Raw genomic sequence first — 11,467 nt, forward strand, 5'->3', positions numbered from 1 at the left:
GTATAACTGGAAAGGCGGTCGTTTCATATCATGATTACGAGGGCCGAGCGAAGCGACACCCTCAGATAGTTTTTTGTGCAATCTTTTTAATGTATTAGTTGAAGCCACTTCAAATCGATTGCTTTGTAATTAAAAAACTAGTGATTAACACGATTGTATGATGACAATGCATGTAATTAAAGTGTTTGTCAGCCCAATTTTGATTATTTTTTAATAAACTTTGCTAACTAGTTATTAATAGTTGTATTATAAATGTGTTAATAACTATTGGCTTTTTTAGGACGGATCTAAAAGATAGAAACAACTCTCAATAGCTATTAATTGTGCCAAAAATTATAGCAAAAGGAGTGTTTAGTTGTAATGAAAAAATTAATCAAGATTGCCACAGGGGCCGCAACGATAGCGGGTGTGCTTTCAGTCGGGGGAACACAGTTAGTTCATGCCGATACGGGTGAATCAGTCCAGCAAGTGCCGCAAACACAGACAATGGCTGCAACAACAGATCAGGCGAATCAAGTTGAGGCCGCCCCTAATGTGGTCGCTGCCAAGACTGCAGAAACTACTGCGACAAAAGCAGTCACTACAGCCAAAACGGCAGTCGATCAAGCGACACAGGATTTGAGTGATGCTCAAGCTGAGAAGAATGACGCTGCCCAAGCAGTGACACCTGCTCAAGATAACTATAATCAGGCTCAGCAGGCAGCTACGACGACTAACACAAGTGCGACAAAGGCTCAGCAGGCTGTGACAGCTAACCAAGCTAAAGTTGCTGTTGCTCAGGATACAGTTGAAAGCGCTACCTCAAGTGCTGAAACTGCTCAATCTGCAGTTAAGGCAGCCCAAACGACAGCTGATAATGCGACATCGGACAGCATTTCACAAACTCAAAATAAAATAACGGTAACAAAACAACAGATTAAGACTGATAAGGAAAACGAACAGACTAATCAAGCTAATTTAGATGTTGGTCAAACGCAACAACAGGCTGCGTCTGCAAAGCAAGTCCAGGCACAACAACAAGTTAAAACGGCGCGAACAGCGGTTGATGTGGCACAAGCAAGTGTCCAGCAACAGCAAGCAAATATGAATTCTGATTTGGTAGCGACCCAGCAGGCGGCCGTTGATCAAGCTAGCCAGCAAGTTACCACTAATCAACAAAAAATTGATCAAACCAAAACCGAAATTGAGACGACTAATGCAACGCTGACTGGTACGACCAAAGAACAGGCGGATGCCCAGACAGCTTTAACGGCAGCGACTAACAAGCTAAATACGGCTAACACTGCTGTTACGGTGGCTCAGACACAGCTCGACCAGCGGCAAGCGGCGGTAACGACAACCCAGGCTAAGTTGGATAGCGATAAGGCAACATTAAATGCAGTCGCGAATACAATTACGATTCCTAAAGGGATGACTAACGATTTAATCCAAAGTTATGTTGATGGTAAAGTACCTGCTACCAATCTTGAAGCAGTGATGAAGCCGGGGCTCAGTCTGCCAGCTAATACTTATCACTCAAATGCGGCTGATGCGGCGATTAAAGTTGCTGATTCAGGTCAGTTAACGCTAGCACAGCGGCAAGAATTATCAGAATTTGCGGTCAACTTGATTAACCAGGTACGAACGCAAATCGGCAATCCGCAGACCATCGTAACGGCTGATATATTAGACTTTGCCAATCAAGTCTCAAATTATTATGATCAAGATCAATGGTCAATCTATAAAGGACATAACGTTAACCGTATTAATCAGGTCGCAGTTAGTTATGGTTTATATGATTATCCTGGTCAGAATCTTTATGAAAACGCATCGGCTGGTTTTATTTATGGTGATCAAACCATGGATACGCTCAAAGCGGGAGTCTATAACTCGTTTGTTTCAATGCTGTTTGATGATCAAGCTTCTGGATTTGGCCATTCAATCGCACTTACTGGTGTAGACTCGGGCTACCCATATAGCGAAGAGGCATTTGGTGTTGACTATGACAGCATGGGTCAATTACACATTCTTAGCGTAACTGATCAAGTCAAGTCACTGACAAATAATACCAGTTTTAACATCACAAAGGCCCTATCCAGTCCAGTAGTTGATTCAGCTACTCTCAAGACTGAAATTAAAACTTTAACGGCGACTTTGACGAAGCAAACGGCGGCTGTGGAATCTGCTAATCAAGTCGTCAAGGCGGCACAAAATCAAGTTAAACAAGCCAAAGACGGGCAGTCAACTGCTCAGATTCAGTTAAAAGAAGTTAACGCCGATGCCCAGAACTTGAAGCAAACGTTAGCAACACAACAAAGTCAGTTGGCTGCTAGTCAACTGAAACAAGCCACCCTAGAACAAACACTAGCAGGCCTTAAATCCAAGTTGACTGCTTTACAAGCAACTGCGACTGCAGCTCAAAAAGCTTTAGCAGCCAGTCAAAATAAACTAGCGCAAGCAAAAGTCACTCTAGCGGGAACAGTCAGCGATGCTAAGACCCAAGATTTGGCTGTAAGCAAAACAAATAAGCAAGTTGCTGATTTACAAGCTAACGTTGTTGCGGCGCAGGCCCAGACTAAACGTGACCAACAGACACTTGATCAGTTGTTAGCACAACTTGATCAGGCTCAGAATGCTCAGCAAAATTTGAGTGCTAAAAAGGTTGCCTTAGTTGCAGCGCAACAAGGGGTTACGGCGGCTCAAACAAGTTTAGACATGGCACAAGCACAACTCAAAACTGCGCAAGCCGATTTTGATGCTAAGAGCAAAGCTGCGGGCAATGCCGCGGACGCTTTCAATTCTGCAGTAGATTATTTAGAAAAGACTAATCTTGTATTATCAGAAGCAACTGATAAGGTTGACCAAGCGACAAAGAACTTAGCTGTTCAAAAAGAGGCTCTTAGCACAGCAGAAGCTAAACTAAAGCAGGCTCGGGCTCAAGTTGTGACCGAACGAGCTAAGGCTTTACAGACAATTATTGATGCAACAACGGACAAACCAAGCACTGGCAATACAGGTTCAACAACGGACAAACCAAGCACTGGTGACACAAGTTCAACAACGGATAAACCAAGCATTGGCGATACAGGCTCAACGACGGATAAGCCAAGCACTGGTGATACAGGTTCAACGACGATGGAGCAGTCAAAGCCTGACAGTAATAATGCAACGACGATTAAAGCGCCCGCCGCTGATAATACTGAAACAACGAATTCGGATCAGGCTCAGCTTGAAAAAGTGGTTAATGGGCATTATGCAACAGGAAATGCCACGATAATTACGACGACTAAACAGCAGCAGCCTGATCAAACTGTTTTACAATTGACCGGTAATCAGCCAGCTCGTCAAGCAACAATCGTTATGCCGGCTGTTCAGAAGCATGCTGATACATTGACTGTTGTACCAACAGAAGCCAAGCAAGTGGCAACGTTACCGCAAACCGATGAAAAAACTACAATGGGAACTAGTTTAATGGGATTGGTTTTATTAGGATTAACTAGTCTGTTAACATACGCTGGCATTCGGCGAGAACATTAACGCTATATTTTGATTGATTTAACTAAAGCTCACCAGTTATTGGTGGGCTTTTTGTAGCCAACAGGAATGTTTAATTTAAGTAGTTAGATGGTTAAATACGATAAAAATGAAAGTTCAACGAAGAGATAACGCAGCTGTTCCGTACTATCATATTTATGAGGTGATCACGATGTCAGGTACCGGCAAGAAGAAAGCATCAATTTCTGTCAAAATCAGTACAGAAGATAAGCAACGGGCGACGGAACTGTTTGAAGAATTGGACCTCAGCCTTTCAGCCGCAATTAGGATCTTCATCAAGAAGAGTATTGCAGAAGACGGCTTGCCATTTGAAGTTGAAGACTCATTTTATAGTGCAACGAATCAGGCAGAACTTAACCGGCGCTTCACGAAAGTCACCAATAATCAGAATGGCCATAACCGGCACCTTTTAGACAATCGGGAACAATAAATCACGTGAGTTGAAATCCAGTGATTAAAAATTGAGTTAGTGTCAATGACGCACAGCTGGATGTGGCCAAATCAGCACCAACTTTTGACACCACCGCCAACCCTCGCTATACTAAAAAATGAAGTGAGGGATTCGTTTTGAAAAATCATGAAGTCTTGGATTTGATTCAAGAAATTACGCGTAACGATGGCACAACTTACATGGAAATTGGCAACATGGTCATGAATGGCCGGGCAGAATTAGCCGCCGAACGAAAATTCATTAAGCAGGTGCGAATTTTGCAACTGAATATTCCACATTCAACACACGTGGAGAAGTACCAAGCTTACATTAATGAAAATTTTGAAATCCCAGATGAATCCATGGATCATTGGGAAGAGTGGACAAAGACGCCTGAAATGCAGGCAGAAGTGGATCAAATTTTAAAAGAGAATCATATCGGGTAAGTCGATGGCATCAGGTCAAGCTGGTGCCTTTTTTCGTGTGTCGTGTTTGTGAACGTGTTATCGTAGACCAAGACGTTTTTTGAGAGGAAGGTTCCATTGAGAAAAGAATTGTTACAATTTATTCAGAGCCGTTTTCAAACTCGTTTTCGTTTTCGCAATGAGTTTGAAGCGGTACTGACTTTAAAAATACTTCTGCGACTAATTACCGAGCATCCCGAAAGTTTGTTGCTGACTAGAAGTGAGATTGAATCGATGGTGGGAACGCCGTTAGACGCACCGGAATTGCAACGCGAGTATTTCCCCAAGCAGTCGATTACCTTGCTAGAAACGGCCTTAGATGAGCTGACAACGCTAAGTGTGGTGCAGCAACAATCGACTGGGCGGACACGTTACCCGCTATTTCAAAGTATTCAGATCGACCAGACTTGCGAGCGGATCGTGTTCAATTTGAACGTGGCCGTCTTGCCACAGTTAACGCAGTGGTCGACCGAACTTGTCGCAGGATAGGAGGAAATAATGACTAACTCAGTAACCGATATTTTAGAAGCGCACCGAACGCACCGCAATTTTACCGACCAACCGGTGTCAGATGACACCTTAGCTAAGATTATCTCGACTGCACAACATGCGCCAACCAGTCAGTATTTGCAGGCCTATAGCTTGATTGAAGTGACTGATCCGACAACTCGTGCGGCTTTAGGCAAAATAACAACGCGCGCCACGGTCGGAACTAAAGGCCGATTGTTAGTTGTTTTAGCGGATCAACACCGCAATGCCAAATTGGCGGCGACCCCTGACGCGAAGCGAGCCTTGACCGAATTGGATCGGTTCATGGGCAGTGTGGAAGATGCCACCTTGATGACTGAAGCCATGGTGATGGTCACGGAAAGCCTCGGCTTGGGTAGCGTGGTACTGGGATCAATCAATAATGATACCCAAGCCGTTATTGATTTATTACAGTTACCAGCGTTGACGTTGCCGGTCTTTGGCGTTCAAATCGGCTATCCAGCTAGTCAACCAGAGACCAAGCCACGATTGGGGCTAGATGCGTTGCTATTTAAAGACCATTATGCCGAACCGGAGACTTATCAAGCTGAACTGGATAAATTTGATGCACAACTGCATGCCTACTATCAGCAACGAGGCAGCAATGCCCGTGATGAACACTTGGCGGATATGACTCGCGAAGCATTAGGGACTGCGGCCAAACGACGCGACTTCTTAAAGATTGCACGGCGGGCAGGGTTCTTGCCGGAAATTGAGGACTAAGCAGTCAGTGAATTGACTGTAATTAAAAAGAATTCGTTAGGCTAGTGTAAAAAGCTTAACGAATTTTTTTTTTTGAAATAGCTCAATTAGTGAACTAGGGTGCGGAAGTAATGGTCCAGTCAAGTGTTGTCACATAGTTACCTACTTGAATGGGAGCATTTGCGAGTTGTAATTTTAGACTTTGACCATTATCTGGTCCAATGGAAGGCACTGTCATATCATCCCTAGTACTGGCAATTTCTTGATCAGCAGTATTTAATGGTGTTATCTTACCGTTGTTATCAAAAGATAAAGTCGCTGCCAGGTCGTGACCTCCATTATTGAATGGGGAATTTTGTCGGAGCGTGATGATTTGAGCGTTTTTATCTCGCCGGTTGTCAGTAACTTTTAGTAAATAGTCACCATCGGTACTCCCAGTGATTTGGTCACCTACATCAGCGTAGGTTAATGTTCCAAAGTCAACGTTAGAAGCGTCAGCATGCAATAGTCCGTCAACAAAGTTAATGGTCAATTTTTCACCGTTATACGTGTCTAACCTATTCCCACTACTGTCAGTCCCGAGCAATTGTGCATTGGTAGTAAACGGTGTATTAGTCGCGGTGTTCGAGGTGAAATCAAGTTCAAACGTATGCTGCTTTTGAGATGTGAAATCGATGTCTTTAGCAGTAATGGCTGCGTTACCATTGCCGTCAGGTACCGGCATACCATAGTTATACTGTTTACCGTCAATGTATAGCGTCGTATTAGAGATATCGCCGGGCATCGTTAGTGAAAAGGTTCCTTTAGCCAAGTTCGAATCACCGTTTTCATCATTCATTGTGCCACTAATCTTGACTTGATCACCAGCCATGACGTTGGTCAGTTCATGGTCGGTATTGCCATCATTGTTCGTTAGATTTTCCATTTTGCTCGTGATGATGACTTTGGGGGTTCGGTCGATGTGCACATTAAGAGTGGCTTGGTTGGTGGTTATTGTATTCGAATTACTATCAACTGTAGCCTTAATAACTGCGTAGTACTTGGCTTTATCATCCGCTGCGGTTGTTGCTGGGGTGGTGTAAGTTGTACTAGTGCCATCGCTAACCACGGTATCCTTGTTGTTAGTGTCAACCTTATGCCAAACAATCGAATCAGGGGTTGTACCAAAATCTCCTCGAATTGAGAAAGTAGCTGTCTTCCCCTGGTCAACCGTTTGATCATCAAGGCCACCGCCAATATCAACAGTAGTGGAAGCCGATATTGAATCTGTTTTATCATTAGTCATGGTACCAGTTACTTTAACCGTACCAGATTTATTATCTTTATTAGCTGTAATTTCGCCAGTTGTTGGGTTAATAGTAGCCAAATTGTTGTTATCAATTGACCAAGTTAAATTTCCAGTTGCGTTGGCTGGGGTCGGAGTTGCCGTCGCATAAGTTGTAGCAGCAGTTGATTGGTTGTTGTATAAATAATTGTCTTTAGTGGTTACGTTTAAACCGGTCGCACTGACAGCACTAGGAAGTGTTTTGACGAATACAACATTCGAATAGTAGGTTGGCGCTGTGAGGCCTGCAATAGGGGTCGAGTAGTATTTGAAAGACTGTTGGTAATAAGTTGTACCAGTTTCTGTAGGTGTAACAGTTAGGTCCTGACTAGTTCCGTTCGTTGTGACAGCTTGCCAAGTAGCACCATTATCAGTTGACTGATACCACGTAAAATAATCTTTACCAAAAAGGTTGATGTTGTCTAACACTGAATGGACAGTGGCCGTAGTCAATTTTTTAGGATTGTTCACAAAAGTATATTGACTAGTCGGTTGCAGACTGTAACCAGTGTTCATGTAGATTCCAAATGAGCCGATTGGCGGAGCACTGGGTGTGCCATGAGGGGTGGGTGTAGTTGTTTCATCCGCCTGCACCGAAGTTGCCATGGTCTCCAAACCCCATACCATACCACCAATGGTTAACATCACAGTCAGCGTGCTTAATACCCACCGACTAATCTTTTTCACTAACATACCAAATTCCTCCCCCGAAAGCATTGATGATTTTGACTAATTATATTTTCTAGATTAATAATGAAATTTATATAATCATGGCCGTTATTTCAAGCTGGTCTCGCTTTCATAATTAGATACGAAAAAAGTCTTAAGCTTCAATTAACACATATGTAAGTTGACAAAACAAACACTATCTAAAAACTATTATACTCACACACCGAATCAAATACCACTGTTATTGTTCATCACCTTAATCATAACATTAGCAAATGCTAAAGTCAGTTATTGTCGACATAATAATGCAGTGGTAGGGAATATTAATTATTAAATCACACTCGATTCTTGACAGCGTATTTGACGGATTGTAAGGCTAAACGGTTTTTCATATTTGGGGAACTTTATTGAGAAGTGGTCAAATTTGGCTAGAGTTTCAACATATGACCTGGCAACTATTGTTAATTCAGCTTAAATCTGATACATTGTGAATAAAGTGGGTAACTGTCGATAGGGTTGAAGAAACACAATTTCCCAACAACTGACGTGGCAGTGCTCAAATGAGTATTGGGGGACGATTCGCGGATGCTAAGAAAAAAGAATTGGCTAAAAAGCTTAAATTGGTGCTTAGGGTTGATACTGGGGTTAAGTCTGTTTGGTGTGTCGCTGCTGGCTCAGGCGGAGACGAGTAATTTCTCCGTTCGGCCAGAGTTACCGAAAAATCAAGTCGATCGTGACTTGGGGTATTTTGATTTAAAGGTCGCGCCCAAACAAACCCAGACGTTGTCAATCATTTTAGTGAATGCAGACAAGGTGGCTCATCAGTATGATATTGCCACGAACTTAGCCACGACTGGGGACAACGGGACCATCGTTTATAGCAATGCTGATCCTGAAATTGATCCATCACTACAATTTAATATTGCTAATGCCGTTACCGGTCCGAAAACTGTGACGGTACCTGCGCAACGCTCTAAAAAAGTGACGCTGAAATTAACTGTGCCTGAGAAACGGTTTGACGGGGTGGCGTTAGGTGGCATCAACGTCCAGCAGCGGCTGGCCACGCCTAAAAAAGGGCAGGCTGGGGTAAGTGTGCGGAATCGTTTCTCATACGTGATTGGGTTGCAATTGCGTGAACAGGCGAAACCAACGATTAAACCTGAACTGAAGCTATTAGGTGCTGGGTCGCACAAAGTCGGTTATCAGACTTACATTTCGGCGCACTTACAAAATCCGCAAGCGGTAGTCATGTCGAATTTAAAAATCGAGGGCTATGTGACGAAAGTTGGTAGTAGTAAGCAACAATTGAAAACAACTAAAAGTCAGTTTAAGGTTGCGCCTAATAGTCGTTTCTACTTCAACTTAGGTGATGGTAGCCAACGTTTGACTCCTGGCAAGTATCAGCTACATTTACAAGCTAAGGCTGCAGACGGGACGGGGCAATGGCGCTTCACCAAAGCCTTTACAGTCAAATCAACGCAGGCTAAAAGTTCTCAACAATCAACGACTACGACCGCCTTACCGGACAAACCAGTTAAGCAGACCAATTGGGGCTTGATCGGCGGCCTTGTTGCAGTGATTGTCATCCTAGTGGGATTGATTATTTGGGTACTGAGCCGTAATCGTCATCATCGTCATCACTAATTAAAACTAACTAAATGAAAGCACCGCTAATCTCGATAGTGAGACCAGCGATGCTTTTTCAATCGATTATGGTGCCGCCGTCACAGCCCAATCGAGGGTCGTGGTATAGTTACCTGGAATAATGGCGGCGTTGCCCAATTGTAATTTCAAGTATTGATTATTTTTGGAACTAACAGAGGGCACGGTATCGCCCTTATTGGCCACGACGACAGTTTGCTCCGAATTGGTAAGCGCTAGGGAAGTGTCGCCTTCAGTCATGAAGAGCGTTGCTGCAAGGTCATGGTTACCGTTATTAAACGCCCCATTTTGGCGTAGGGTGATGACCGAGCGAACTTTGTCACGCCGATTGTCCGTAACCGTTAGTAAATTGTCGGCATTGACCGTCCCAGTGATTTTCTGACCAACGTTGGCGTAGGTTAAGTTACCAAAATCAACGTTGGCGGCGGTGGCGTGTAACGCGCCGTCAATAAAATCAATGATCAAGTCTGGGCCGCTGTAACTGCCGATTTCGGTCCCATTGGCGTTATGACCAGTGAGTTTGACAGCTGTTGTAAGGGTCTTATTCGTTACCGTATGTGATGAGAAGCCTAGTTGGAATGTGTGAGTCTGGTGGTCAATAAAGTTAATATTGGTGACCTTAATGACGACATTACCGTTGCCATCAGCCATTGGTGGATTCTGTATTGGCATTTGACCATCAATCAACAGGGAAGTATCCGTGGCATCGCCGGGCAGGGTGATGGCGAAATCGCCGCTGGTTAGGCTGGAGTCGGGATTACTATCACCGAAAGTCCCACTGATCTGCACACTGTCACCTGCAATAACATTGGTTAAGTGGTGTTCAGTGTTTCCGGTATCAGTCGCCAAGTTGGTCATGCTACTCGTAATTGTGACTTGGGGATTTAAGTTTGGTAGCACAGTCAGCGTGGCTTGGTTGGTTGTAATGACACTTTCCTTTTTGCTCGATTCGGTTCCGTCGCTGTCTGGAAAGCTCATGGCGGCGTAGACTTTGGTTTGGTTGTCGGCGTTGGTAGTCGCGGGGGTGGTATAGGTCATGCCACTTTGGTTCGCGATGACGGTATCCTTGCCCTTTGTGTCAATTTTGTGCCAAACGACCTTTGTTGGGGTCGCTTCTGAAGTCCCTTTAATGCTAAAGGTCGCAGCTTGGCCAACTGTCACGTGTTGATCCTCAAGGCCACCACCAATTTCAATAGTGGTCGATCCTGAAATTGGGGTACCATCTTCATTGGTCATTGTCGCGGTGACTTTAACGGTGCCACTGTTACCAGACCTGTTCGCTGTGACGACCCCAGTTGTCGTATCGATCGTCGCTAAGGTTGGGTTGTCGATATTCCAAGTGATGTTACCCGTTGCATCGGCGGGTGTCGGCGTAGCATGTAACGTTGTACTGGCAGCGACGGATTGATTATTGTATAAATAAGCGCTATCGGCGGTTACCTGAAGGCTAGTGGCATCAATCGGATGATCAAGCGTTTTGAAAGCGACAACATTTGAGTAGTAAGTTGAAGATAGGAGTCCGGTTAAGGCATAATATTGGAAAGTTTGCTGATAGTAGACCGTCCCAGCTTGCGTTGGCGTGACCGTTAGATTGGCTTTTGTACCGCCGCTGACCTTAGTCCACTTGGCACCAGTATCGGTTAACTGATACCATTGAAAATTTTCTCTTCCGAGTAGGTTGATACTGTTCAGCATTGAGTGGACAGCGGCCGTTGTCATGGTCTTAGAATGGCCGACAAATGAGCTCTGATCAGTGGGTTGTAAACTAAAGCCGGAATTAATATAAAATCCAAACATGCCAATTGGTGCCGCACTGGGCTTACCTTTGCCATCGACCGTGGCCGCAGTCGCTTCAATTGGCATTGTTAGTCGTTGACCGCTGAGAGTGAAAGTTCCGACGGTTGCAAGGATGAGTATTAAACTTAGTAGCCATTGGCCTAATTTGTATTTTGACATGTGAACGAATCCTCCCCAAAGAAAATGTTGTTGATCCCCATAGTAAGGTCTATGTGTGAGTGTGAAAAATGACGAGTAAGTTACGAATCCATAACTGGAAACGGTTGGTTGAATAAAAAAACTAATACTGATAATTATTTTGTAAATTGGCCGTTAATCATAGCGATGAACAATCAAACAGATTAACCATTATTATTA

8 protein-coding genes are annotated in these 11,467 nt (G+C 44.0%); 6 read left to right on the forward strand and 2 right to left on the reverse strand.

The genetic code is table 11. The features are described from left to right. Positions 1 to 360: 360 nt before the first annotated feature. From FFM70_RS09825 to FFM70_RS09845, 5 genes are all read left to right on the forward strand, one after another. Positions 361 to 3,516: an SEC10/PgrA surface exclusion domain-containing protein gene (locus FFM70_RS09825; RefSeq protein ID WP_137616684.1), complete on the forward strand. Its 3,156-nt coding sequence runs from the start codon at positions 361 to 363 to the stop codon at positions 3,514 to 3,516. Positions 3,517 to 3,685: 169 nt separating this feature from the next. After that, positions 3,686 to 3,964, forward strand: coding sequence for a type II toxin-antitoxin system RelB/DinJ family antitoxin (locus tag FFM70_RS09830; protein ID WP_137616685.1), 279 nt, complete (start codon positions 3,686 to 3,688; stop codon positions 3,962 to 3,964). A 137-nt stretch (positions 3,965 to 4,101) separates the two neighbouring features. Further along, the gene (locus tag FFM70_RS09835; protein ID WP_137616686.1) at positions 4,102 to 4,410 is read left to right on the forward strand and encodes a hypothetical protein; all 309 of its coding nucleotides are present in this window, start codon (positions 4,102 to 4,104) and stop codon (positions 4,408 to 4,410) included. Positions 4,411 to 4,506: 96 nt separating this feature from the next. After that, entirely contained in the window at positions 4,507 to 4,917 is a 411-nt protein-coding gene (locus tag FFM70_RS09840; protein WP_137616687.1) for a hypothetical protein, read from the forward strand. A 9-nt stretch (positions 4,918 to 4,926) separates the two neighbouring features. Next, on the forward strand, positions 4,927 to 5,679 hold the full coding sequence (locus tag FFM70_RS09845) for a nitroreductase family protein (RefSeq protein ID WP_137616688.1): 753 nt from the start codon (positions 4,927 to 4,929) through the stop codon (positions 5,677 to 5,679). A 94-nt stretch (positions 5,680 to 5,773) separates the two neighbouring features. Here FFM70_RS09845 and FFM70_RS09850 read toward each other — a convergent pair whose 3' ends face one another. After that, entirely contained in the window at positions 5,774 to 7,675 is a 1,902-nt protein-coding gene (locus FFM70_RS09850) for a hypothetical protein (protein WP_137616689.1), read from the reverse strand. A gap of 561 nt (positions 7,676 to 8,236) precedes the next feature. Here FFM70_RS09850 and FFM70_RS09855 point away from each other — a divergent pair. Then, the gene (locus FFM70_RS09855) at positions 8,237 to 9,295 is read left to right on the forward strand and encodes a WxLIP family cell surface protein (RefSeq protein WP_137616690.1); all 1,059 of its coding nucleotides are present in this window, start codon (positions 8,237 to 8,239) and stop codon (positions 9,293 to 9,295) included. Between the two features lie 66 nt (positions 9,296 to 9,361). Here the strand turns inward: FFM70_RS09855 and FFM70_RS09860 are convergent, their stop codons facing one another. After that, on the reverse strand, positions 9,362 to 11,269 hold the full coding sequence (locus FFM70_RS09860; protein ID WP_137616691.1) for a hypothetical protein: 1,908 nt from the start codon (positions 11,267 to 11,269) through the stop codon (positions 9,362 to 9,364). Between the last annotated feature and the right edge of the window lie 198 nt (positions 11,270 to 11,467).

Source organism: Lactiplantibacillus nangangensis, from assembly GCF_005405065.1.
GTDB classification, from domain to species: domain Bacteria; phylum Bacillota; class Bacilli; order Lactobacillales; family Lactobacillaceae; genus Lactiplantibacillus; species Lactiplantibacillus nangangensis.

Bases quoted from the DNA above. Each gene is read 5' to 3' on its own strand.
- FFM70_RS09825 (WP_137616684.1), top strand. From the start codon at position 361: ATGAAAAAATTAATCAAGATTGCCACAGGGGCCGCAACGATAGCGGGT.
- FFM70_RS09830 (WP_137616685.1), top strand. From the start codon at position 3,686: ATGTCAGGTACCGGCAAGAAGAAAGCATCAATTTCTGTCAAAATCAGT.
- FFM70_RS09845 (WP_137616688.1), top strand. From the start codon at position 4,927: ATGACTAACTCAGTAACCGATATTTTAGAAGCGCACCGAACGCACCGC.
- FFM70_RS09850 (WP_137616689.1), bottom strand. From the start codon at position 7,675: ATGTTAGTGAAAAAGATTAGTCGGTGGGTATTAAGCACGCTGACTGTG.
- FFM70_RS09855 (WP_137616690.1), top strand. From the start codon at position 8,237: ATGCTAAGAAAAAAGAATTGGCTAAAAAGCTTAAATTGGTGCTTAGGG.
- FFM70_RS09860 (WP_137616691.1), bottom strand. From the start codon at position 11,269: ATGTCAAAATACAAATTAGGCCAATGGCTACTAAGTTTAATACTCATC.